We start from the raw sequence: 23,864 nt of genomic DNA, 5'->3' as shown, positions 1-23,864 counted from the left end.
GGTACCGCCCACGTGGAGAAAAGGCAGCACCCCCGCCGACGGTCTCGGCGGGGGCGTCGTACCTGAGAAGCCTGATACAGACAGAACTGCTGAGAGGTCATACGCCGGTTCGTCAGGCCCCTTCCGCCGCCTGCTCGGACAGTCGGCGTACGGGACGGGTGCCCGTGCGCAGGCCCAGTGTCACCAGTGCCACGGCCACGGCGAGGAAGCCGGCGAGTACCGCGAAGCCGGTGACGCTGGAGCCGGTGACGTCGGTCAGCCAGCCGACCAGATAGGGGCCGGCGAAGCCGCCGAGATTGCCCAGGGCGTTGATCAGGCCCATGGCGACGGCCACCACCTCGAAGCGCAGCAACTGGCCGGGGATCGCCCAGAACGGGCCGTACGGCGCGTAGACCGCTGCGGCCGTCACACACAGCAGCAGCATCCGCGGCAGGGCGCCGTCCACGGCCTGTCCCAGCAGCAGGGCCGCGATGCCCACGACGAGCGGGAGGGCCACCGCCTGGCGGCGTTTGCCGGTGCGGTCGGACCAGGCCGCGTTGGCGATCATCACGACGAGGGCGACGGTGAACGGGATCGCGGTGAGCAGCCCGACCTCGGTGGACGAGCCGTTGTGGGTCAGCTCCTTGATGACCGAGGGCAGCCACAGGTTGAAGCCGTAGAAGCCGGTGATCCAGAAGAAGTAGACGCCGATGAGGACGAGTACGGACTTCTGCTTGACCGCGTCGAGGTACGAGCCGCTGCCCGCCGGTGGCTTCGCGGCCTCGTCGGCGGCGATCGAGCGTTCCACGTGGTCGGCCTCGGCGCGGGAGATCCACCGGGCCTGCGCGGGCCGGTCGGCGACCGCGAACCACCAGACCACCGCCCACACCAGAGGCGGCACCCCCTGGAGCACCAGCACCCAGCGCCAGCTCGCATGGTCGAGCATCCACCCCGACAGCGGCGCCATGAACACCGAGGAGAGCGGCAGGCAGGCCATCCACAGGGCGTTGGCACGGGCCCGTTCGCGCAGCGGGAACCAGGAGGCGAGCAGGATGAGTACGGCCGGCCAGACACCGCCTTCGAAGAAGCCCAGTACGAAACGGGCCGCGTAGAACTGCGACTTGGTCTGCACGAGACCGGACAGCGACGCGGCCAGCCCCCACGCCACCATCAGGATGACGACGGTTTTCCGGGCGCTCCAGCGCTGGGCGAGGATCGCGGCGGGGATCTGGAGGAAGACATAGCCGACGAAGAAGATGCCGCCGACCAGGCCCTTGTCCGCGTTGGACAGCTCCAGATCGCCATGCATGTAGGGGAGGATGACGGAGACATTGTTCCGGTCGAGATACGCCAGCATGTACATGATCGCGGCGACCGGAATGACGTACGCCCAGCGCTTGGCGGGGATCGCGGGCGAGGGCGGCTGCGGGTTCGGGCGGGCGTCCGTCACCGGGCGGCCGCCGTTCCGTACGCGGCCCGGATCCGGTCGGTGCAGCGGCTGAAGTCGGCGGCGGCGCGGAAGGCCGCGGCCATCGTGCCGTGCGAGGCGCGGCCGCTGCCCGCGATGTCGAAGGCGGTGCCGTGGTCGACGGAGGTCCGCAGGATCGGCAGCCCCACGGTGACGGAGACGGTGCCGTCGAAGTCGACGGTTTTGGCGGGGATATGGCCCTGGTCGTGGAAGTGCGACAGCACGCCGTCGAAGCGGCCTTCGAGGCCCTGGTGGAAGACCGAGTCGGCGGGGATCGGTCCTACGACGCCGAGCCCCTCGGCGGCCGCCTTCTCCACCGCCGGGCGCAGGACGGTGACCTCCTCGTCGCCGAAGTGGCCGCCCTCACCGCCGTGCGGATTGATCGCGGCGACGGCGAGCCGCGGCTCGTCATGGCCGAAGACACGCAGTGCGGTGGTGGCGTGCCGGATGCTCGCCGCGACCCGCTCCTCGGTGATCTGGTCGAGGGCCTTGCGCAGGGCGAGATGGCGGGTGGTGAAGAAGATCTTGAGGCCGCGGACCACGAACATGGTGTCGAAGTGGGCGGCGCCGGTGAGTTCGCCGAGCATTTCGGTGTGGCCGAGGTGCTCGGAACCGGCCGCCCAGATGGCCTCCTTGTTGATCGGCGAGGTGACGATGCCGTCCACCTCACCGGCCAGCGCGGCGCGGGTCGCGGCCTCGATCGCGGCCACGGCGGAGCGGCCCGCCACCGCGTCGACCGTGCCCCAGGGCAGGTCGGCGGGGGCGATCCCGAGGTCGAGCACATCGATGGTGCCGGGCTCGAACCGTGCCTCGCCGGGCGTGCCGACGGCGTTGACCTCGACGTCCAGCCCGCAGAGGGCGACGGCGCGGCGCAGTACGGCGGCGTCACCGACGGCGAGTCCGCGGCCGAGTGCGCTGGTCGCGGGGTCGGCGAGGGTGCGCGCGGTGATCTCGGGGCCGATGCCGACGGGGTCGCCGAGGGTGACGGCCAGGAGCGGCAGCGGGCCGTCGGCATCCGGACGGTGACGGTCCGCCCGGGGGCCGGTCGCGGGCTGAGGGTCGGTCATGGGGTCGCCTTTCGGGGTGCGGTGTTCACTTGGCGCTCAACGTGGGGCCGGGGGTGTGCCGGGTGCAGGCCGCGCGCAGGTGTTCCAGGCAGTCGCGGGCGGCATCGGGGCCGCCGATCAGGCCACCCTTCGTGGCGAAGAGCAGTCCGTCGTGGGGGCCGCCCACCAGGTGTCCGGCGATGGCGAGCGGGAGCACCTCGGTCTCGATGGCGAAACCGTCGGCGCCCAGCGCGGAGGTGACCGCCGCGGCGACATCGCCGCCGGAGGCGTACAGCCCGCCGGGGCGCAGCTCGACGACCGCACGGTGGGCGACCTCGGCCAGCGCGCGCAGGAGGCGGGCCGCGGTGCGGGGATCTTGTACGGGGGCGGTACCCGCGGTGGTGGGCGGTTCGGAGGCGACCCGGACGCCGAGCACCGTGGCACCCTCGCCCACCGCCGCGCGCAGTGCCGTCAGCACCCGGTCGGGGTCCGGGGCGGCGGGGTCGAGGTCCGCCCAGCGGGCGCCGAGCGCGGTTTCCGTGCGGGCGAGCTGGCTGCGGGTGCGGTCCGTGACGCTGCCGACGACCGCCAGGACGGTGGCGGGGGCGCCGCCTTCGGGCCGCAGGCCCATTTCGGCGGCGAGGGCGGCGCCGAAGGGGCCCGAGTCCAGCGCGACCCAGCGGATGCGGTCCTCGGCGGCGAGGCGGGCCGCGGCCGCCGCGGCCGTGCGCAGATGTGCGTTCTCGGTGGCGTCGCAGACCACGATGTCGGCCGGGCTCTCGCGCAGTGCCGCGGCCACCGCGTCGGGGCCCCGTTCCACCACGTCCAGGGCCAGTTCGGCGGTGCTGCGTCCGCTCTGGGCGCCCAGTACGGACGCGACCCGGGCGTGCCGGACCGGGTCGAACGGGTCGTGGGCCACGGCCGTGCGGGTCAGCGGTACGCCGTCGACGAGATGCAGACCGCCCACCGTGGTCCGGCCGGCGTCGGGGAAGGCGGGGACGGCCAGGGTCCGGATCCGGGCCGCGGGCTCGCGGGCGGCGAGGGCATCCACCACCGCGTCGAGTTCGCTGCCGGGATTGCCGCGCAGGGTGGTGTCGACGCGCTTGACGAGCAGCGGGGCCGGACCCGCGGTTTCGGCGGCGGCCCGGACTGCCGCGTAGGCGCGGGCGGGGCTCCAGTGGCGCGAGGCGGTGTTGACGACGAGGACGTCCACCCGGTCCACGTAGCGCATGACGCGGTCGAGATCGCCGACGGTGACGGCCCGCAGGCCCTGTCGCGCATAGAGCGCACCGGTCGCATTGCTGCCGGTGAGGTCGTCTCCGATGACGAGCACCTGGGCCACCCGGTCTCCTCCCGTCGGCTCCGGTGCCGCCGTCGACCCCGAAGTGACCGAACCGCGCATTTTTGTTGCGCGGTTCATGCAATTCAGAGTGGCGACTCGCCGAACGGGCTGTCAAGAGGTGTGCAACGGGGCGCCCCCGGCGCCGTCCTCGGGGCTCGCCGCGGCCGGGTGCACCGACCATCCCGCGTCCGTGAACGCGGCCAGCTCCCGCTCCCCGCCCCCGGAGATCAGGCCGGTCCCCGCCGGCATCGGCGCCCAGTAGGGGAAGCCCCCTCCCCCGCCGAGCTTGGAGTGGTCGGCGAGCACCCAGGCGGCCCGGGCGCACTCGGCCATCGTCTCCTTCAGCGCGGCCTGCTCCGGGTCCGGGCAGTTGACGCCCCGCCGGGGATCGAGGCCGTCGACGCCGAGGAAGGCGATGTCTGGGGTGAGCCGGCGCAGCGCCTGTTCGGTCCGGGTGCCCAGCAGCGACTCGTTGGGACGCCGCAGCCGGCCGCCGAGCACCACCACCTCCACCTCCGCGTCCGCCAGCTCGACCAGGGTGGACAGGCCGTTGGTGACGACGGTGAGGTCGCCGCGGTCCCGCAGCTCATGTGCCAGCCGGGCGACGGTGGTGCCCGCGTCCAGGAGGACGACATCGCCGCTGCGGACCAGCGCCGCCGCGGCGCGGGCGATGGCGTCCTTCTCGCCGCGCTGCTCGTGCTCCTTGTCGTGCCAGGAGCGCTCGACGGCCCGGTGGTCGACCGCGCCGCCGTACGTGCGCGTGATCCGGCCCAGGGCGGCCAGGGTCGCCAGGTCGCGGCGGACCGTGGACAGCGAGACGTCGAACTCCGCCGCGAGATCGTGCACGCTGATGTCGCCGGCGCCGAGCAGCTCCACCATCCGCTCGCGCCGGCGCCGGGTGGCCGAGCGTTCCCCACTGGTCACGTCACTGCCCGCCTCTGCCTGCCGTAGCTGCCGGCGTCCCGAAGGGACCTCTCAAGTTGCGTGTTTCGCGCAATTCGAGAGTAGCAGTCGCGCAGACAGCGGCGGGCGCCACCTCAGGGGCCGGGCGGTCAGGCGAGAACCTTCGCCTTGGCCTTCTGGTACTCCTCCTCGGTGATGTCACCGTGGTTCTTCAGCTCGGCGAGCTTCGCCAGGGAATCCGCGTGCCGGCTCGCCTCGTCGTCACCAGTCGCCATGGTCTTCCGCAGATAGTCCTGCATCTGCTTCTGCTGCCGTTCGGCCTGCGCGATCTCCCGGTCGCTCATCCCGTGACCGCGGGCGATCACATAGATGAAGACGCCCAGGAAGGGCAGCAGGATCACCAGGACGAGCCAGCCGGTCTTGCCCCACCCCTTGAGGTCATGGCTGCGGAAGATGTCACCGATGATGCGGAACAGCAGGATCAGCCACATGACCCACAAAAAGATCAGGCACATGGTCCAGAACGCGTTGAGCAGCGGGTAGTCCATCACGGCCTCCTATGGCACTGGGAGCCCCCGAGCTCATCCATTCCGTCAGCTCAAGGATCCTCGCCCTCGGCCTCCACCGCGACCACATCCAGGCCGGTGAGGGCCTGTTCCGTCCAAATGACCTTGCCGCTGGTCGTGTAACGGGTCCCCCACCGTTCGGCCAATTGGGCGACGAGGAAGAGTCCGCGGCCGCCCTCGTCCGTGGTGGCGGCCTGCCGCAGATGCGGTGAGGTGCTGCTGCGGTCGGAGACCTCGCAGATCAGGGAGGTGTCCCGGATCAGGCGTACGCGGATGGGCCCGGCGGCGTACCGGATGGAGTTGGTGACCAGCTCGCTGAGGATCAGCTCGGCGGTGAACGCCTCCTCCGCCAGGCCCCACTCGATCAGCTTGCGGACCGCCGCGGCCCGTATCTGGCCGACCGCCGAGGGGTCGGGCGGCACGTCCCAGTCCGCGACATGCGCGGTGTCCAGCACCCGGGTGCGGGCGACTAGCAGCGCGATGTCGTCGCTGGGCCGGTCCGGGAGCAGCGCGCCGAGCGCGGCCTCGCAGGTCTCGTCCGGTGTCCGGCCGGGGTGATCGGCCAGGGTGCGGCTCAGCAGCGCCATGCCCTCGTCGAGGTCCCGGTTGCGGTCCTCGACGAGGCCGTCGGTGAAGAGCACCAGACGGCTCTCCTCGGGCAGTTGCCGCTGCCAGGTCTCGAAGGGCAGACCGCCGAGCCCGAGCGGCGGGCCGCCGGGCACGTCGGCGACCTCGGCGGTGCCGTCAGGACGCAGCAGGACGGGCTGGACGTGCCCGGCGCGGGCCATGGTGCAGTGCCCGGACGCCGGGTCGTAGATGGCGTAGAGGCAGGTGGCCCCGGTGACGGAGCCCTCGGCCTCCTCGGCGCCCTCGTCCTGGTCGATGCGGGTGACGAGCTCGTCGAGGTGCCAGAGGATCTCGTCGGGCGGCAGGTCCAGGTTGGCGAAGTTGTGGACGGCGGTGCGCAGCCGGCCCATGGTGGCGGCGGCATGCAGTCCGTGGCCCACGACATCGCCGACGACGAGCGCCACCCGGGCGCCGGGCAGCGGGATGATGTCGAACCAGTCACCGCCGACGCCGCCGAGTCCGCCGCGGCCGGCCTGGGCGGGCAGATAGCGGTAGGCCGCCTCGACGGCGTTCTGTTCCGGCAGGGCGCGCGGCAGCAGGCTGCGCTGGAGGGTGACCGCCATGGTGTGTTCGCGGGTGTAGCGGCGGGCGTTGTCGATGCTCACCGCGGCGCGGGCGACCAGCTCCTCGGCGACGGAGAGGTCCTCTTCCTCGAAGGGCTCGGGCTCGTTCGAGCGCCAGAAGATGGCCACGCCCAGGATGACGCCGCGGGCACGCAGCGGCACCGAGATCCTCGAATGGATACCGTGCTGGACGATCTTTCTGGCGCGTTCGGGGCTCTGGAGGTGCCAGCCGGCGAACGCCGAGAGATCCGCTTCCAGGGCCGCTTTGCCGGTGGTGAGGCCGGCGCCCAGGGCGGTGGCCGGCTCGAAGCGGATCAGCTTGCCGACGGGGTAGAGGCCGCTGTCCGGCGGGGCGCCTCTGGACGCTATCCGCCGCATCTCGACGGTCGCGCCGCCGGGCGACGTGGGTTCCTCGCCGATCAGCACGTCCTCGGCCAGGTCGACCGTGACGATATCGGCGAAGCGGGTGGCGCCGAACTGTGCGAGTTCCTCGCAGGTGTGCACCACGTCCAGGGTGGTGCCGATCTCGGTACCGGCGTCGTAGAGGAGCTTCAGACGGCCGCGGGCCACATCGGCGCGGCCGGTCAGCGCCCGGAGCTCGGTGGTGTCGCGCAGCGTCGTGACGCTGCCGGGCGGCCCGCCGGCCTGGTCCGTCGAGCGCTGGTTGACGGCCAGCAGCCGGTCGCCGACCGGGTGGACCTCGTCGGTGGCGACCCGGCCGGAGGCCAGCAGGTGGGCGGTGGCGGGGTCGAGCCCGAGATCGGCGACCTGGCGTCCTTCGACGTCCGGTGACAGGCCGAGCAGCCGGCGCGCCTCGTCGTTGGCGAGCAGCAGACAGCCGTCGCCGCCCACGATGATCACGCCTTCGCGTACGGCGTGCAGCACCGCGTCGTGGTGCTCGTACATCCGGGTCATCTCGGCCGGGCCAAGGCCGTGGGTCTGACGCCGCAGTCGCCTGCTGACCAGCGCGGTGCCGCCGGTGGTCAGCGCGAGGACGCCGGCCGCGGCGCCGAACAGCAGCGGGAACTGGTCGTCGACGACACCGCTCACACGGTTGACGGTGATCCCGGCCGAGACCAGCCCGATGACCTTTCCCTTGTCCGGGCCGCTGTGACTGAAGACCGGCACCACGGCCTGGACGAGCGGCCCGATGGTGCCGGTGATCTTCTCGGTGACCACCCCGCCGGCCAGCGCCGGTTGCAGGGTGCCGACGAACTTCTTGCCGATCCGGTTGGCGATGGGGTGGGTGTAGCGGATGCCCTGGGTGTTCATCACGACGATGAAGTCGACCTCGGAGCGCTTGCGGGCGGCCTCAGCCCGCGGCTGGAGCACGATGGTCGGGTGGGCGCTCTTCAGCGCCGCCTCGATGCCCGGCGCGTTCGCAAAGGCTTCAGCGACGGCGACGGACCTGTTGCGGGCCTCGCGGTCCGCATCGGACCGGGATTGCAGCACGAGTGCCGCAATGGCGGCGGCGACGAGCAACACCACGATCGCCACCTGCAGGAGAAAGACCTGACCTGCGACAGTTCGCATCCTGAGAACCGAACGCGGGCGGCCGTAGCGTCCGGCCATGTCCTCTTTCTACACCTCCCGCATACGGTGGGCGAGCCGCGCGATGCGGAGCGCAGCAGCCACCAGGGCATGTCCGCCAGGTCCCGTCCCGCCGGGCCGCCTCACGGCTTTTCCGAGGATGATCCCGTGATCCGTGGCAGGGCGCCAGAGGGCGGGAAGACCCCCGGGTAGGTTTTACTGCTGCACACATGCGAACCTCTCCGACTAAGGGGACATACCCGGCCGCGGCCGGGCGCCACCACATCGGGAACAAATCGCCCAAGGCGCCGGGGGTTCATGTAACTCTTGCCACAGGCCCGGCCGCTTGTCTGATCGGGCTCTGCCGCTCGGGTGAGCTCAGCCCCGGCGCAACGTGCCTGGTCAGCATGGTTCACCGGGAACCCGGTGACGGCCCGGGGACGGCCCCGGGGGCACCCTTGCTCGCGGACTCGCCGTCGGGACGGTATGAGACGTTCGTGGGCATGCATGTTCCCGAGGAGATCCGAGCCGAGGCGGCCGCACTCATCGACCACCACGCGCTCGGACTGTGGAAGCCGAACGATGCCGACCGGCGTGCCGCCGTGGCGTTGTTCCACTTCCTCGAGACCGGTCTGCCGCTCACGAGCGAGCAGATCCGGTCCGCCCTTGCGCACACGGAACCGGCTGCCGACCTGACCGGGCGCCTGCTGGACCTGCTGCGGGGAACCGCCGGGCTGCTCGACGACGCCCAGGTGGCCGAGAGCCCCGCCGGGCGGGACGCCGTCGACCACGTATGCCTTCTCCTGGACGCGCTGGCGCTCTCCCGGCTCACCGGGCGGTAACAAGAAGGCCCGCCCGGGCTCGAGCTCCGGGCGGGCGGTTCTGCGGCTTCTACGGCCCCAGGGGGTGTCTCCCCCTAGACGGGCAGCGAGGCGGGCTTCTCGGGCGGGGCCTGCTCATCCTCGGGTACCGAGATCACCCAGTGCGTCTCCTGGCGCGGGCGGAGATAGCACGCCCAGTACAGCGCGGCGACGGCCACGATGCCGCCGGTGATCACCAGGCTCTTGACGCTCTGCTGGTAGAGCACCCACGCCAGCACCATGACCAGCAGCGCCGGGACCGCCGGCCACAGTGGCATCCGCCAGGCCGCCCGGTGCTTGTGCTCACCCCGGCGCGAGACCAGGGCTCCCAGGGCGACGAAGACATACATCGCGGCGACGGCCACACCGGTGACCTCGCTCAGGGTGTCGAGGTTGACGAAACACAGCGCCGCGCCGGGGACGCCCACCGCGAGGGTGGCCGCCCAGGGAGAGCCGAAGCGCCGGCCCACGTGCGAGAAGACCCGGTTGACGGCGGCCGGCCAGGCCGCGTCGCGCGCCGAGGAGAAGACCACGCGGGAGTTCTGGATCACCATCACGATCGCCGCGTTGATGATCGCCAGGGCGATGCAGAGGCTGACGAAGGTGCCGATGCCCGAGTTGCTCCAGTCCTGCACCATGCCGGCGACGTCACCGGCGCCGAGGGTCTTCAGGTCGGGGGCGCCGAGGGTGATCGCGACCACCGGGATCAGGACGACGGCCACGCCGATGCCGAGTGTCCACAGCACGGTGCGGGAGACGTTGCGACGCGGGTTGTCCATCTCTTCGGCGAGGTATACGGCCGTGGAGAAGCCCTGGAGGATGAAGAGCGCGGTGGCCAGCCCGGTCACGATGAGCCCGGCGGTGACGGCGGTGCTGTGGCCGCCGCCGGCATCCATCACGGGGTGCACGAGCACGGACGCGGAGCGCTGGGTGTGGGTGAAGCCCAGGAAGGCGACGACCGCGCAGGCCACGACCTCCAGCACCAGGAAGATGCCGGTGATCCAGGCGTTGGCGCGCAGGTCGAGCAGGCCCATCGCGGTGGCCAGCAGCATCACGGCGGCGGCGGTGTACTGCGGATCCAGGTGCACGATCGGCGCCAGATAGTCGGCGGTTCCCAGGGCGATGATGGGCGGCACGATCATGACGACGATCAGCGAAAGCACGAAAACCAGCCACCCGGCGAGGCGGCCCATGAGCGTGCCGACCATGGCGTACTCGCCGCCCGAGCTCGGGATCAGCGTGCCGAGCTCGGAGTAGGTGAAGGCCACTCCGATACAGAGCAGGGCCGCGACGGCGATGGTCAATGCGGTGCCCGTGCCCAGGCCGGCGAAGGAGTCCGGCACGATCACAAAGAGCGAGGACGCCGGGGTCAGACAGGACAGCGTGAGCAGGGTGCCGCCGACCACACCGATCGACCGGGTGAGTTTGGGGCCGGTGGAGGTGTCCCCCTCCGTCGCGCTGCGGGTGTCCCGCTCAGGTGCTGCGGGGGCAACAGGCGTGTAGGGCATATCGGTATCCGTATCCCATCGGTGCTGGCGGCATGAGGGGTGGCACTTCGGGGACGAGCGCCGCAAAACGGTGCGGACCCGGATTCCCACAGGCCCCGCTTTGGTGACCGAATACAACCCCTGCCGACGACTCCCGTCAAGGTCTCGTTAAGGCTCACGGACAACGAAATCCGTAGCCGTGGAGGCATCTCGGAACGCTTATCCGTGATCCATCATGGAAATCAAGCGGATTTCGCGGCCGGACGGAAGCTGCGGATTCCCGTGGGCCGCCGCCGGATTCGTTGCCGCTCCGCCAGACCCCGTACCCGTCCGCCGGATCCCTTGCCGGCCTCCCGGCCCGGTGGCCGGTCCGCCGACCCCGCCGCCGCGCGTCCGCCCCGTCAGTCCTTGTGCGTATGCGGGCGGGCGATGAGCAGCGCGACATCGTCGTGGTCGTGCTCATCGCGCAGGGAGCGCAGGAGGCGGTCGCACAGGCCCTCAAGGTCCTGCTGGGGCTCGGCCAGCAGCTCCAGCAGGGTGTCCAGGCGGGCGTCGATGGGCTGGTCCCGGGTCTCGATCAACCCATCGGTGTAGAGCACCAGTTGGTCGCCCTCGCGGAGCGCCACCGTGGTCTGCTCGAAGGGCACGCCACCGACCCCGAGCGGCGCCCCGGTGGGCAGATCGAGCAACTCGGGCGCCCGGTCCGGCCGTACGACGATGGGGGGCAGATGCCCGGCGACGGCGATCCGGCACTCCATCCGGTGCGGGTCGTAGACGGCGTACAGGCAGGTGGCGAAGGCCGGGTCGAGGCCGACGGCGATGTGGTCGAGATGGCGGAGCACTTCGGCGGGGTCGAGGTCGAGATCGGCCAGGGCGCGGGCGGTGGTGCGCAGCTGGCCCATGGTGGCGGCGGCGTTGATGCCGCTGCCCATCACGTCCCCGACCACCAGCGCGGTCTTGTCACCGGCCACCGGGATGGCGTCGAACCAGTCGCCGCCGACCTCACTGGCCGCCTGGGCGGGCTGGTAGCGATAGGCGATCTCCATGGCCGTGGGCTGCGGCGGCCGGTGGTTCATGAGGTGGCGCTGGAGGGTGAGCGCGGTGCGGCGTTCGCTCTGGTACGAACGGGCGTTGTCGATGCACACTGCCGCCCGGGCGGCCAGTTCGACGGCGAGCACCGCGTCGTCCTCGTCGAACGGCTCCGGGTTGCGGACGCGGTACAGCGACAGCGCGCCGAGGACCTCACCGCGGGCGATCAGCGGCACGGCGAGGTAGGAGTGCAGTCCGGCCTTGCCGAGGAGCGCGGCGCCCTGCGGGTCGGCGGCGATATGGGGCAGGTCGCCCTCGCTGACCCGGGGGACGAGCACCGGACGGGCCTCGGTCACACAGCGGGTGATCAGCCGGTCGGCCTCGTAGGAGGCGATCTGGCCGGTGGGGTCGGCGGCCCGGACGGCTTCGGTGGAGTAGGCCGCCGCTACGGCGAGCGCCCGGAAGCGGGCCGGGCCGCCACGGGAGAGCGAGGTCGGGCGCCGGCCGTCCAGTACGACGTCGAGGACATCGACCGCTGCCAGGTCCGCCAGCTCGGGCACGATGACATCGGCGAGTTCGTGCGCGGTCTGGTCGACATCGAGGGTGGTGCCGACGGTGGCGGAGGCGTCGGCGATGACGGCCAGCCGCCGGCGGGCGCGGGCCGCCTCGGTGGCGGACCGGTGCTGCTCGGTGACGTCCACGACGGAGGTGGCCAGCCCCAGCACCCGGCCGTGGGCGTCCTCCAGCCGGTAGTACGACACCGACCAGGCCCGGTCGGCGTGCGGGTCGGCGGCGGTGCGGCCGATGGTGTACTGGTCGAGCAGTGGTGTGCCGGTGTCGAGGACCGCGCGCATGCTGGACACGATGGTGTCGGTGTCCAGGAACGACAGCGCCTCCCGGACATCGTGGCCGATGTGCTGGTCGGCGGGCAGATCGTTGATGCGCTCCAGCGCCGGGTTGACCATCACGAAGCGGAGGGAGGTGTCCAGGACCGCCAGGCCGATCGGCGACTGGGCCACCAGGCGGACGGACAGCGCCAGATCCCGCTCGACCCGCCGCAGCACGGCCTGATCGGTGGCGATGCCCAGGGCGTATGACTCACCGCGCTCGTCCAGCAGCCGCATATTGCGGAATTCCACCAGGCGGGTGCTGCCGTCCTTGTGCTGGACGGGGAAGACGCCGGCCCAGCTCTCGCCGCCCGCCATGACCTGGGAAAACAGCCCCAGAACCAGATCGAAGTGCTCCGGTCCGACCAGCAGCTGCGCGGCGGACCGGCCGAGCGCCTCCTCCGCGGTCCAGCCGAACAGCGACTCGGCCTGCGGGCTCCAGAGGGTGATCCGTCCGTCCGCGTCCAGCATCACCGCAGCGACGCCCAGCACGTCCAGCAGGCCGCCGGGTTGCCCGGGTGTGGCCCCCACCTGGGCAGCACCTTCGGGGAACGCGTCGGTCGCACCCATTCAGGCACTCCTTCCGCCGGTCATCGCAGACCGACAGCCGTGGCGCTCTCCGTACATCGGCCGGTTCTCGCTGTGCTTCCGTTGCTCCCCATCATCTCTCGACACGGGACGGACCCGCAGGGAGAGCGAGATCCGCAGGGCGTCCGCACCCCGTGCGCGAGCGAGCATTATCCGACGCGGGTTCCCAGGTCGGCGACCGCGTTGACGATATTGGGGGCGATGATTCCGGACGGGTTCCGAGGGGGCGGCCGGGTCGGTGACCGTCCGTCGTGCGACCGACCGCAGCCGGTGATCACCGGGCACCGCAGGGCCCGCCGCGACCGGTGGCCGGCGCGCACCGCAAGGCCGGTCGCAGTAGCCCGTGGCCGGCTCGCGCACCGTACCCAGCAGCCGACTTGGAGATGTCGACCTCCAGCGACTACCCTGACTTGGTTGCCTCCAGCAACTAAATGGCCCCACCCCGGCGTACGTGCCCGCACCCGCCGGCGTCAGGAGGAAGCCCTACATCATGCCCACCACCGCCCGGACATTCCGCACCTACGTGGAGGAGAACCTCGATGCGCTTAGCGCCGACCCGGCGCGCGAAGCCCTGGTCCACCAGGGCCGCCGCGTCACCGCGGGCGAACTCCGCTCACTCATCCACCGCTTGGCCCGCGCCCTGCGCGCCCGGGGCGTCGACCGCGGAGCGACCGTCACCCTGCTCAGCGGCAATCTCCCGGAGACCGTCGCCGCCCGCTACGCCGCCAATCTGATCGGCGCCCGGGTCAACTTCCTCTACAACAAGCTGTCCGCCGAGTCACAGGCCGCCATCGTCCGCGATGTCGAGACCCGGGCCCTGGTCGTCGACCCGCGGTACGCCGAACGGGCCGCCGAGGTCACCGAGTTGGCACCGACGCCGGACGTCCTCACCCTCGGCCCCGCGAAGACGGGCGCGGATCTGCTGGAGCTGGCGGCCGGACAGTCGGACGAGCCGTTCGCCAGCCGGGCCCGGCCCGACGATGTGTGCACCATCCGCCACACCGGCGGCACCACCGGCCACCCGAAGGGCATCTGCACCACCTTCGAGCAGGCGCGCTGGTTCCGCGGAGTGATGGCGCCGCAGCCGGAGTTCGAGCGCCGGCAGCTGGTCTGCACCACCCTCGCGCACGCCGCGGGCATGATGGCCGACCGCACGCTGCACGTGGGCGGCACCGTCGTCCTTCTCGACGACTTCGAGCCCGGCACCGTGCTCGCCACGCTGGCACGGGAGCGCATCAGCGAACTGTTCCTGCTGCCGCCGCTGCTCTACCAGCTGATGGACCACCCGGACGCCCCGCACACCGACACCTCCAGTCTGCGGACGCTGACGTACGGCGGCTGCCAGGCCTCCCCGGCCCGGATAGCCGACGCGGTGCGGATGTTCGGCCCGGTGCTGATGCAGGGCTACGGGCAGAACGAGGCCGGCGGCATCAGCGTGCTCACCCGGGAGGACCACGATCCGCAGCGCCCCGACCGGCTGCGTTCGGCGGGGAAGGTGCTGTCCGATGTCGAGGTGGAGATCCGCGACGAGTCTGGCCGTCCGCTGCCGGCCGGTGAGCACGGCGAGGTCTGTGTGCGCTCCGACATGATCATGAAGGGGTACTGGAAGCAGCCCGAGCTGACCGCCGAGGTCCTGCGGGACGGCTGGCTGCACACGGGAGACATCGGATTCCTCGACGACGAGGGGTACTTGACCATCGTCGACCGGCTCAAGGACATGATCGTCGTGGTCGGCGGCCATGTGTACACCACGGAGCTGGAGGACCTGCTGAACTCGCACCCGCAGGTACTTCAGAGCGCGGTGTTCGGCGTCCGGGACGCCGACCGGATGGAGCGGGTGCACGCCGTGGTGGTGCGGGCGCCCGGCAGCGAGGTCGACGGGGAACAGCTGCGGGCGAAGGTCCGCGCGGAGCGCGGTGCGATGTACGAGCCGCACCGGATCACCTTCGTCGAGGCGCTGCCGCTGACCGACGTGGGCAAGCCGGACAAGAAGGAGCTGCGCCGGCAGGCCGAGCAGCAGGTCTGCGCGGCCGGCTGACCGCGGCGACGGGCCGCCGCAGCTCCATGCCGCGGCGGCCCGACTGTGCTGCTGCCGGTCAGAGGATGCCCAGCAGGCCGAAGGGGAAGCCGCCGAAGCCGAAGAAGCCACGGTCGAAGCCACGGCCGAAGCCACGGCCGCCACGGCCGAAGCCGTCGTTGCCGAAGCCGTTGTTGTGGTGGCCACAGTGGTGACGGTGGTGGTGGCGACCATGGCGGTCCTGGGACTGTGCCGACTGCTCCTGGGGCGCGGCCGAAGCCATGCCGGCGAGCGGGACGACGGTGGCGGCGGCGAGCGCCGCAGTAGCCACGGAGCGGCCTATGTACTTGCGCATTGCGTTTCTCCTGTGTGGCAGGAAATCTGACATTCGATGAGTACCGCGCCTCGCCGAAAACTCCGCAGACACGGCGGAGAGCCACTCCAACGGCCCCAAGAATTACTCCAGTCGCGGTAATGAATCAGCAAAGCGAGCTGGTGAACGGGCTGGGGTGGCCGGTCGCCCGGTCCAGCGGCTCGACGGTGCCGTCCGGGTGCGGCAGAGCCGGGGGCAGCCACCGGACTACGAGCAGCACCGTCCAGGCGCGCAGCACCGCCACCGGCAGGGTGCCGGACACCGGAGCTGGTCAGCGCTTACGGGCGCGGCTCGGCTGGACCCGGGACGGCTCGCCCGGCATCTTCGGGTGGTCGGGCGGATAGGGCAGATCGCCGAGACCCTCGTCCACCGCCTGCCGGTCCGCGAGCTCCAGGACGGATTCCAGGCCGAAGGCGTGGTCCGCCATGTCCGCGTGCACATCACCGAGTTCCGCGAACCGCGGCGGGACCGTGCGCAGATCGAAGTCCTCGGGGGTGGCGTCGGACAGCTCGTCCCAGTGCAGCGGGGTGGAGACGGTCGCCCGGGGCCGGGCGCGCAGTGAGTAGGCGGAGGCGATGGTCCGGTCCCGGGCCATCTGGTTGTAGTCGACGAACACCTTCTCGCCGCGTTCCTCCTTCCACCACGCCGAGGTCACCAGATCCGGTGTCCGGCGCTCCAGCGCCCGCGCCAGCGTGATCGCGGCCCGTCTGACCTCGGTGAAGGTCCAGCGGGGCCGGATCGGTACATAGACGTGCACTCCGCGGCCGCCGGACGTCTTGGGCCAGCCGCGCAGCCCGTGCTCGGCCAGCAGCTCGCGCAGGTCGAAGGCGACCTTGACGGCGTCCGCGAAGTCGGTGCCGGGCTGCGGGTCGAGGTCGATCCGCAGCTCGTCGGGGTGCTCGGTGTCACCGCGGCGGACGGGCCAGGGGTGGAACGTCAGACACCCCAGGTTGGCCGCCCAGAGCACGGCCGCCGGTTCGGTGGGGCACATCTCGTCGGCGAACCGTCCGCTCGGGAAGGCGATCCGGGCGGTGGGCAGCCAGTCCGGCAGGCCCTTGGGCGCCCGCTTCTGGTAGAAGAACTCGCCCTCGATGCCGTCGGGAAAGCGCTGCATGGTGGTGGGCCGGTCCCGCAGGCCCCGCAGCACCCCGTCGGCGACCGCGAGGTAGTACTGCGCGACGTCCATCTTGGTGAAGCCGCGCTCCGGGTAATACGTCTTGTCGGGGTGCGACAGGCGCACCTTCCGCCCCGCGACATCCAGTTCCACAGCTCCCGCTCCGGCCATGGCTCCACGGTAAGTACCGTGCGCCGCCGCCGCGCGCCGGAAGGGCTGCGGGCGCGCGGGATGGGTCCGCAGCCCGCAGGATCGGGACATGGACCTGCCCGTCATGCCCCCGGTCTCCCCGATGCTCGCGAAGCTGGTGGCCGAGATTCCCGCCGGTATGCAGTACGAGGCCAAGTGGGACGGCTTCCGTGTCATCGTCTTCCGGGACGGCGAGGACATCGAGATCGCCAGCCGTACCACGAAGTCCCTGACCCGCTACTTCCCCGAAGTGGTCGAGGCGGCCCGTGCCGAACTGCCCCGGCGGTGCGTCATCGACGGCGAGATCGTGATCGCCCATGACGGGCGGCTGCACTTCGAGGAGCTGCTGGAGCGGATCCACCCGGCGGACTCCCGGGTCCGTACGCTCGCCGAGCGGACGCCCGCCTCGCTCGTCGCCTTCGACCTGCTGGCCCTCGACTCCACCACGCTGCTGCACGAGCCGCAGTCCGCACGGCGGGAGGCCCTGGTCGAGGCGCTGCGGACGGCCCGTCCGCCGGTGTACACCGCGCCCGCGACGCGCGACCAGGAGCTGGCGCGCAGCTGGTTCACGCAGTTCGAAGGGGCCGGGCTGGACGGGGTGGTCGCCAAGCCGCTCGATCTGCCGTACCGGCCGGGCGACCGCGCCATGTACAAGATCAAGCATGCCCGCACCGCAGACTGCGTCGTCGCGGGGTACCGGCTGCACAAGAGCGGGCCGGTGGTCGGCTCCCTGTTGCTGGGGCTGCACGACGACGCCGGGCAGCTCCAGCACGTCGGGGTGTGCGCCTCGTTTCCCATGGCCAAGCGGCAGAAGCTGGTCGAGGAGCTGGCGCCGCTGCGGATGGACGATGTCGCGGGCCATCCCTGGGGCGAGTGGACCGACGAGGCGGCGCACGCGTCGCGGCGGATGCCGGGCGGGCCCAGCCGCTGGAGCGGCGGCAAGGATCTGTCGTGGGTGCCGCTGCGCCCGGAGCGGGTGTGCGAGGTGGCCTACGACCACATGGAGGGCAGCCGCTTCCGGCACACCGCCCAGTTCCGCCACTGGCGTCCCGACCGTACGCCGGAGAGCTGCACCTATGCCCAGCTGGAGGAGCCGGTGGGCTACGACCTGGGGGAGCTGCTGCGGGACTGACCGTGCCGGGCGGGCTGCGGGTCAGCTCTCCTCCCCCTCCGGGGGCCAGCGGCGCCGGCTCTCCCCGGGAGCGAGCCGGTCCACCACGTCGGCCAGTTCGCGGCAGGCATGCTCGACCTTGCGGCGGATGCTGTTCTGCTCGGTGACGATGGCCGACAGCAGCAGCGCGGTGAGCGCCGCGGACGCGTTGAGGGCCTGGAGGTTGACCATCGCCTCCAGCAGGCTCTGGCCCTCGAACGGTCCGGTGCGGCGGGTCGCCGCCGTAATGGCCAGGACGGACACCAGCAGCACACAGGGCGCCGCCCCCGCGAGCTGGAAGCGCAGCGCCGCCCACACAATCAGCGGAAAGACCAGGAACAGCAGGGAGAGCCCGCTGGTGACCGCCACCCACGCGACCACGACCGAGGCGACCAGCAGGACGGCGGCCTCGGCCCACCGGTAGGCGGGGACGCCCGTCGGCCACCGGAGCTTGCGGCAGGCGAGGAGCAGCGGGGTGACGACGAGAACGCCCATGGCGTCGCCCACCCACCACGCCGCCCAGGTCCGCCAGTAGCCGCCGGGCGGCAGCGCCCCGCTGAGGAGGAGCGTCGTGCTGCCCACCGTGGCGCTGACCAGCATTCCGGCGAACGCGCCCAGGGCGACCAGCGCCACCCCGTCACGCAGCCGGTCCAGCCCGGTATGGAAGCCCACCCGACGGAGCATCAGGAAGGCGCACACCGGGGCCAGGGTGTTGCCCGCCATGATGCCGAGGACCGAGACATCGAGCGGGCTGAGGGAGGCGACGACCAGCAGGGTGCCGAGGGCGATGCCCGGCCAGGTCCACAGGCCCACGAGCAGCAGACAGCTCAGGGAGATCCCCGTAGGGGGCCACAACGGTGTGACCCTGGCGCCCGCGATCACCACCTGGTCCAGCAGCCCGATCCGCGCGGTGCCGTAGTAGACGCCGGCGAGCACGAGGATCGTCAGGGCTGCTGGTGCGGGACGGCGGAGTTCCTCGGTGCGCACCACATCAGCCATCAGACAACGCGGACGGCCGGGCGCCGTCCGCGACACGCGCGCCCGGGCCGCGCTTCACCCGGCTCTGGGCGCGGCCGCGTCGAAGCGCAGCACGAGCACCGCGGAGTCGTCGGTGTGCCCGGTGAACTCGGCCACGCTGATCGCCACGTCCGCCACGGTGGCCGGATCGCCGTCGGCGTTGGCGCTGACCAGCCGGGTCACCTGGCTCAGTCCCGCCTCTATGGGGAACGACGGCCCTTCGACGACGCCGTCGGTGAGCAGGACGTACGCCCCCGCCGTGGCGAACCGGCGGCGGGTGACCGGATAGCTCTCCCCCGGCACGATGCCGAGCGGCAGGCCCCCCGGGTCGTCGGCGATGCCGGAGCGGCCGTCGGTGGTGGCCCAGATGCCGGGTACATGACCGGCGCGGGCGCTGGTCAGCTCCCAGGCGACCGGGTCGAAGCGGACGAAGGTGCAGGTCGCGAAGAGCCCGCAGTCGACGGAGAGCAGCAGGTCGTTGGCCCGGCTCAGCACCTCACCCGGATCGGCGGCGTGGCCGGCGACGGCGCGCAGCCCGAAGCGGATCTGCCCCATGAAGGCGGCCGCCTCGACGTCATGGCCCTGGACATCGCCCACACAGAAGGCGAGCGAGCCGTCGGGCAGCGGGAAGCCGTCGTACCAGTCGCCCCCGATGTCCAGGCCGTGCCGGGCGGGAGCGTAGGTGGCGGCGGCGCGCAGCCCCGGTGTCCCCGGCAGTACGGCCGGCAGCATCTCCCGCTGGAGCGCCTCGGCGAGTTCGACCCGGGCCCGCTGCTTCTCGGCGCCTTCCCGCGCCTGGGCGGTCAGCCGCCCGAGCGTGGTCAGCAGATCGTCCGCGCTCGCCGACCGCGGGGGACGACGCCGAAGCATGGGCCGCTCCCAGGTGCGTCGGTGCGAAGGCCACCGCGGGCGGGCTCGTACGTCTCCGCAGTGGCCGCCGGACCAGGCCTGATGGGGCTCTCGGGGAGCCCGCCTCTCCCGATTCATCATATTTCTGCGGGGTGACTTCCGCTTGACGACACCGGCGCGGCGCGGCCCGCTCCCTCGCCTTCCGTGGCCGCGGCTCAGGCCGTCGCGGGCCGGGCCACCTCCAGGTGCCGGACGCCGGACCGCACGGCCCAGAAGAAGACGGCGATCGCGAGGGCGGCCACGGTGACCGAGTCGTACGGGGCCGGCAGCCGGCCGGAGCCCTCGAAGGTGCCCAGCCAGGAGAGCACCGTCAGGCCGACCAGGTAGGCCACCATCCAGGCACCGGTGCGGAGTTCCGCGCCGAGCGAGCGGCTCGGGCCGGCGCCGTCGCTCTCCACGGCGGCCTTGTCGCGGGCGCCGGGGCGGCGCATGACCAGGAAGATCAGCAGGCCGCCGAGCACGAGCGGCAGGGCGAGGCGCAGGTCGTGCCAGCCCGACCAGTAGACGAACTCGCTGGCCACCACGAAGCTGAGCGGCGCGATCCAGCCCAGCCCCGGGACCCAGCCCGCGGTGCGGCCGCCCGGTTCGGCGCGGAAGACGGCGACCGCGACCGCGGAGGCCGCGTAGATCAGCAGATACATGTCACCCATGACGCTGACGATGTCCTGCCAGCCGCCGAACGGCAGCAGGAAGACCATGATGACGACGAGGTTGATCGCCAGCGCCCGGCGCGGGATGCCGAACCGCTCATTGACCTTCATGAAGTACCGGGGAATGGTGCCGTTCTTGGCGAGCGCGTAGGTGTGCCGGGCGTTGAGCGCCACGCCCACGTACGCCGAACCGCCGGGCGAGATCACCGCGTCCGCGTACAGCAGGCTGGCCAGCCAGTGCAGATTGAGGATCAGTGCGAGCTGGCCGAAGGGCGACTCGAAGGAGACTCCCTTCCAGCCGTGGCCGAGCAGGTTCTCGGGGACGGTGAAGAGGAACGCCACCTGAAGGGCCAGGTACATGAGGACGGCGAGGCCGATGCCGGTGAGCACCGCGGCGGGAATGGTCCGGCGGGGGTTGCGGGTCTCGCCCGAGAAGTCCAGCGGTGCCTGGAATCCGTTGACCGAGTAGACGATGCCGCCGCCGGCCAGCGCGGTCAGGCAGGCGACATAGCCGTACGGGGCGAAGCCGCCGTGGTCCGTCAGGCGGCCGGAGTGCCAGCCGGAGGCGATCAGCGCGATCACGGTGACGACCGGCACCACGATCTTGAACACCGAGATCAGGTTGTTGAGTTGGGCGAACATCCGCACCGCGAACCAGTTCAGCGCGGTCAGCAGGACGCTGAGTGCGGCGGCCAGCGCCAGCCCGCCGAGGGTGAGGGTATGGCCGTTGTAGATGCCCGGCAGGTAGTGCGCGGCGTACTGCATGATCGCGCTGATCTCGGCCGCGGTACCGCCCACCGACAGCAGCGTCGACCAGCCGATGAGGGTGCCGACCAGCCGGCCGCTGGCGAACAGCGGCCAGCGGACCGTGCCGCCGCCCTCCGGCCGGGTCGCGCCCAGCTCGATCATGACCAGGGCGACCAGCCCGCACAGCAGACCGGCGCCGACCCAGGAGAGCAGCGCCGCGGGGCCGGCCGTCTGGGCCGCGTACAGCGCGGCGAACAGCCAGCCGGAGCCGACGATATTGGAGAAGCCGATGCCGGTCAGTCCCCAGAAGCCCAGGTCACGGCGCAATCGGCGCTCCTGCGCCTGCACTTCCGGGGCAGCGGCCCCGTCGCCCTCACCCGATACCTGACGCTCCGTCACGAGAACGGCCTCCTTGATTCACTGTTGCGGCTCGCCGGACCCTACTCGACGATCACCGAAGAGGAATTTCGCGTTCCACCAGCGGACACTTCCTGCACACAGCGCAGCGTCGGGGCACGGAGCGTACAGAGCGGTACACGGCGCTCACGCCTGGTCAGCGGGGTGGGCGGCCGGCATCTCGCGGTGGTTCGGGGCGCCGCGGGGTTCCGCACCGCGGCGTGATGCTCCGCTCAAGGGACGGGCGCGCGTCGTTCGTGGAAGGAAGGTAGGAGACTCGCGGGGCAAGGCAGGCAGGAGGCCCGCGGGGGAAGCCGCATCGGCTCGGCTGACCGCCCGTCGGGCCTGCCGCAGCGGCTCAGCCGCAGCTCCAGCAGCCCGACCAGCAGGCCGAGCGGTGCGGAGGATGCCGCCGTGCCGGGGGCGGTTCCGCGGGCCGGCCGTCCTCGGCGAGGGCGTGCAGTCCGGCGAGTTGGGCGCACAGCACGACGCTGATCGCCGCGATCTCCTCCGGCTCGGCATGGCCCTTCTCGATCCGCAGCCAGGAGACGGGCGGATCTTCCCCGGGCGCGCTCCCGTCGAGGGACGTGGTGCGGTCGACGGCCGTGCCCTCCCCGGCCATGGAGCCCCCGCCCCCGCCGGACGGTGTGCCACCCCCGGCCCCGCTCTCGTCCGGGGCCCCGCCCGCGTCGGCGACGGTGTCCTCCTCGACCGCTACGGGTGGCGCCCCGTTGCCGGACGGGCCCTCGCCGAGGGAGACGGCGGCGCCATCGGCTGCGCGCTCGTCCAGGGTGGTGCCCTCAGCGAGGCGGGTGGCCTCGCTGAGGACGGTGCTCGCGTCGGTGGATGTGCTCATGTGTGGAGGTCCATGGGCTCGGCGGTGGGGCGTGATGCATGACCTGCCGCCCGACGGTGCAGGGGGAGAGTTCGGGCAGGTCACAGGGCCGACGCTAGAAGCGCTCCGGGGCGCTGTCGCGCGCTGAGCCCGTCGGCTGCGCCATTCGGACGACCCGCCGGGGGCCCAGGCGTGATATCCGGGGCCGGGGCCGTGTTGCTCCCGGTCCTCGCGTCGTGGGCGGCGAGCATCGCGCACAGGCGTGTGCAGGCACGCGGCTGACCGGATGACGCAGTCAGGATGGCGGGACGATGAGACGTGATCAGGCCGAGGACGGGTGTGCCGCTCCGCGGCACGACGGACGCCGGGGGTTTCTGAAGTGTGCGGCGGGGATCGCGGGGGTGGCCGCCGCGGGGCTCGGCGGGCCGGCGGCCGCCGCGGCGGACCGGCCCGTGGGCGGGCTGCGCGACGGCGGACCGCTGCCCGACAAGGTGCCCTTCCACGGTGACCATCAGGCCGGCATCGTGACCCCGCAGCAGCTCTTCGCCGGCTTCGTCGGCTTCGATGTGCTGGCCCAGGACCGCGACGGCCTGATCTCCCTGTTCCAGCGGCTCACCAGACGGTCGCGGGTGCTGACGGCCGGGGTGAAGCCGCAGGACGAGCAGGTCGCCTCGGAGGGGCCCACCCCCGACTCCCTCAGCATCACCCTCGGCGTGGGCGCCTCCCTGTTCGACGACCGCTTCGGACTGTCCGGGCACAAGCCCCGGCACCTCAAGGCGATGCCGGCGTTCCCCGACGACCGGCTGGAGCCGGCCCGCTGCCATGGCGATCTGTCGTTGCAGGTCTGTGCCCAGCACCCGGACGCCGTCGTCCATGTGCTGCGCGATCTGGCGCGGGAGACGGAGGGGCTGCTGCGGCCCCGCTGGCGCGCTGACGCCTTTCTCAACCCGTCGCGGCCCTCGGGGTCGCCGCGTACCTTCGTCGGCTTCAAGGACGGGATCGTCAATCCGGACACCGGCTCGGCGCGGGAGATGGACCGGCTGCTGTGGGTGACCCCGCCCTGCGGGGAGCCGGACTGGGCGCTGGGCGGCAGCTATCAGGTGCTGCGGCTGATCCGCTTCCAGGTCGAGAAGTGGGACAAGGTGCCGCTGGAGCGCCAGGAGAAGATCTTCGGCCGGCGCAAGGCGAGCGGTGCGCCGCTGGACGGCACGCACGAGTCGGATGTGCCGCGGTACGGCGAGGACCCGCACGGCAGCAAGATCCCGCTCAACTCGCACATCCGGCTGGCCAACCCCCGCACCGAGAAGACCGAGAACTCCCGCTTCCTGCGCCGGAGTTACAACTACGACGCCGGTTACGACAGCAAGGGACAGATGGACCTCGGGCTGGTGTTCTGCGGCTACCAGCAGGACCCGGAGCGGCAGTTCGCGACCGTACAGCGGCGCCTCCGGCACGAGCCGCTGTCCGAGTTCATCACGCCCATCGGCGGCGGCTACTTCTTCATCCTGCCCGGGGTGCGGGACGCCGATGACTGGTTCGGGTCCCGGCTGCTGCAGAAGACCTGAGCGGGTCCGACCGCACGCACGAGGGCG

At 71.8% G+C, this 23,864-nt stretch carries 19 protein-coding genes; 4 read left to right on the top strand and 15 right to left on the bottom strand.

Annotation, left to right across the window (positions count from 1 at the left end):
* Positions 1–112: 112 nt before the first annotated feature.
* The 6 genes from QT196_RS36890 to QT196_RS36865 all read right to left on the bottom strand — a co-directional run bounded on the left by QT196_RS36890 (position 113) and on the right by QT196_RS36865 (position 8,066).
* Positions 113–1,429: an MFS transporter gene (locus tag QT196_RS36890; protein WP_168483028.1), complete on the bottom strand. Its 1,317-nt coding sequence runs from the start codon at positions 1,427–1,429 to the stop codon at positions 113–115.
* Entirely contained in the window at positions 1,426–2,514 is a 1,089-nt protein-coding gene (gene pdxA / locus QT196_RS36885) for a 4-hydroxythreonine-4-phosphate dehydrogenase PdxA (RefSeq protein WP_211117516.1), read from the bottom strand. The genes QT196_RS36890 and pdxA overlap by 4 nt, the downstream gene beginning before the upstream one ends.
* Before the next feature lie 25 nt (positions 2,515–2,539).
* Positions 2,540–3,835, bottom strand: coding sequence for a four-carbon acid sugar kinase family protein (locus QT196_RS36880; RefSeq protein WP_290356485.1), 1,296 nt, complete (start codon positions 3,833–3,835; stop codon positions 2,540–2,542).
* A gap of 111 nt (positions 3,836–3,946) precedes the next feature.
* Positions 3,947–4,759 carry a DeoR/GlpR family DNA-binding transcription regulator gene (locus tag QT196_RS36875; protein WP_168483026.1) on the bottom strand — a complete coding sequence of 271 codons (813 nt, stop codon included), beginning with the start codon at positions 4,757–4,759 and terminating at the stop codon, positions 3,947–3,949.
* 128 nt (positions 4,760–4,887) lie between these two features.
* Positions 4,888–5,286: an SHOCT domain-containing protein gene (locus QT196_RS36870; protein ID WP_235464186.1), complete on the bottom strand. Its 399-nt coding sequence runs from the start codon at positions 5,284–5,286 to the stop codon at positions 4,888–4,890.
* Positions 5,287–5,336: 50 nt separating this feature from the next.
* Entirely contained in the window at positions 5,337–8,066 is a 2,730-nt protein-coding gene (locus tag QT196_RS36865) for a SpoIIE family protein phosphatase (protein WP_266736799.1), read from the bottom strand.
* Positions 8,067–8,527: 461 nt separating this feature from the next.
* On the opposite strand from QT196_RS36865, the gene QT196_RS36860 reads away from it, so the two are divergent.
* Positions 8,528–8,866 (top strand): hypothetical protein, encoded by a 339-nt coding sequence (locus QT196_RS36860; RefSeq protein ID WP_168483024.1) that lies wholly within the window; start codon positions 8,528–8,530, stop codon positions 8,864–8,866.
* Between the two features lie 74 nt (positions 8,867–8,940).
* On the opposite strand, the gene QT196_RS36855 is transcribed toward QT196_RS36860, so the two are convergent.
* Positions 8,941–10,392: an APC family permease gene (locus QT196_RS36855; RefSeq protein ID WP_248001508.1), complete on the bottom strand. Its 1,452-nt coding sequence runs from the start codon at positions 10,390–10,392 to the stop codon at positions 8,941–8,943.
* Positions 10,393–10,772: 380 nt separating this feature from the next.
* Positions 10,773–12,857 (bottom strand): SpoIIE family protein phosphatase, encoded by a 2,085-nt coding sequence (locus tag QT196_RS36850; RefSeq protein WP_168483023.1) that lies wholly within the window; start codon positions 12,855–12,857, stop codon positions 10,773–10,775.
* A gap of 508 nt (positions 12,858–13,365) precedes the next feature.
* Here QT196_RS36850 and QT196_RS36845 point away from each other — a divergent pair.
* On the top strand, positions 13,366–14,913 hold the full coding sequence (locus QT196_RS36845; RefSeq protein WP_290356484.1) for an AMP-binding protein: 1,548 nt from the start codon (positions 13,366–13,368) through the stop codon (positions 14,911–14,913).
* A gap of 58 nt (positions 14,914–14,971) precedes the next feature.
* Here QT196_RS36845 and QT196_RS36840 read toward each other — a convergent pair whose 3' ends face one another.
* From QT196_RS36840 to ligD, 3 genes are all read right to left on the bottom strand, one after another.
* The gene (locus tag QT196_RS36840; protein ID WP_290356483.1) at positions 14,972–15,247 is read right to left on the bottom strand and encodes a hypothetical protein; all 276 of its coding nucleotides are present in this window, start codon (positions 15,245–15,247) and stop codon (positions 14,972–14,974) included.
* Between the two features lie 124 nt (positions 15,248–15,371).
* Positions 15,372–15,527, bottom strand: a complete 156-nt coding sequence (locus QT196_RS36835) for a hypothetical protein (RefSeq protein ID WP_168483020.1) — start codon at positions 15,525–15,527, stop codon at positions 15,372–15,374.
* 9 nt (positions 15,528–15,536) lie between these two features.
* Positions 15,537–16,550 (bottom strand): non-homologous end-joining DNA ligase, encoded by a 1,014-nt coding sequence (gene ligD, locus QT196_RS36830; protein ID WP_211117515.1) that lies wholly within the window; start codon positions 16,548–16,550, stop codon positions 15,537–15,539.
* An 88-nt stretch (positions 16,551–16,638) separates the two neighbouring features.
* On the opposite strand from ligD, the gene QT196_RS36825 reads away from it, so the two are divergent.
* Complete coding sequence (locus QT196_RS36825; RefSeq protein WP_168483019.1) at positions 16,639–17,700, top strand: ATP-dependent DNA ligase; 1,062 nt, start codon at positions 16,639–16,641, stop codon at positions 17,698–17,700.
* Between the two features lie 21 nt (positions 17,701–17,721).
* Here the strand turns inward: QT196_RS36825 and QT196_RS36820 are convergent, their stop codons facing one another.
* The 4 genes from QT196_RS36820 to QT196_RS36805 all read right to left on the bottom strand — a co-directional run bounded on the left by QT196_RS36820 (position 17,722) and on the right by QT196_RS36805 (position 22,293).
* Positions 17,722–18,708 (bottom strand): MASE1 domain-containing protein, encoded by a 987-nt coding sequence (locus QT196_RS36820; RefSeq protein ID WP_290356807.1) that lies wholly within the window; start codon positions 18,706–18,708, stop codon positions 17,722–17,724.
* 63 nt (positions 18,709–18,771) lie between these two features.
* Positions 18,772–19,605 (bottom strand): PP2C family protein-serine/threonine phosphatase, encoded by an 834-nt coding sequence (locus QT196_RS36815; RefSeq protein ID WP_168483018.1) that lies wholly within the window; start codon positions 19,603–19,605, stop codon positions 18,772–18,774.
* Positions 19,606–19,799: 194 nt separating this feature from the next.
* A complete protein-coding gene (locus QT196_RS36810; RefSeq protein WP_248001507.1) occupies positions 19,800–21,440 on the bottom strand; it encodes an APC family permease in 1,641 nt (546 codons plus the stop codon).
* Positions 21,441–21,795: 355 nt separating this feature from the next.
* Complete coding sequence (locus tag QT196_RS36805; protein WP_248001506.1) at positions 21,796–22,293, bottom strand: hypothetical protein; 498 nt, start codon at positions 22,291–22,293, stop codon at positions 21,796–21,798.
* A gap of 290 nt (positions 22,294–22,583) precedes the next feature.
* Here QT196_RS36805 and efeB point away from each other — a divergent pair, with 290 nt between their 5' ends.
* Entirely contained in the window at positions 22,584–23,837 is a 1,254-nt protein-coding gene (gene efeB / locus QT196_RS36800; protein ID WP_168483017.1) for an iron uptake transporter deferrochelatase/peroxidase subunit, read from the top strand.
* Positions 23,838–23,864 lie beyond the last annotated feature (27 nt).

The organism is Streptomyces sp. P9-2B-2, from assembly GCF_030406865.1.
Lineage (GTDB): Bacteria > Actinomycetota > Actinomycetes > Streptomycetales > Streptomycetaceae > Streptomyces > Streptomyces platensis.
This window is presented reverse-complemented; position numbering and strand designations above follow the sequence as displayed.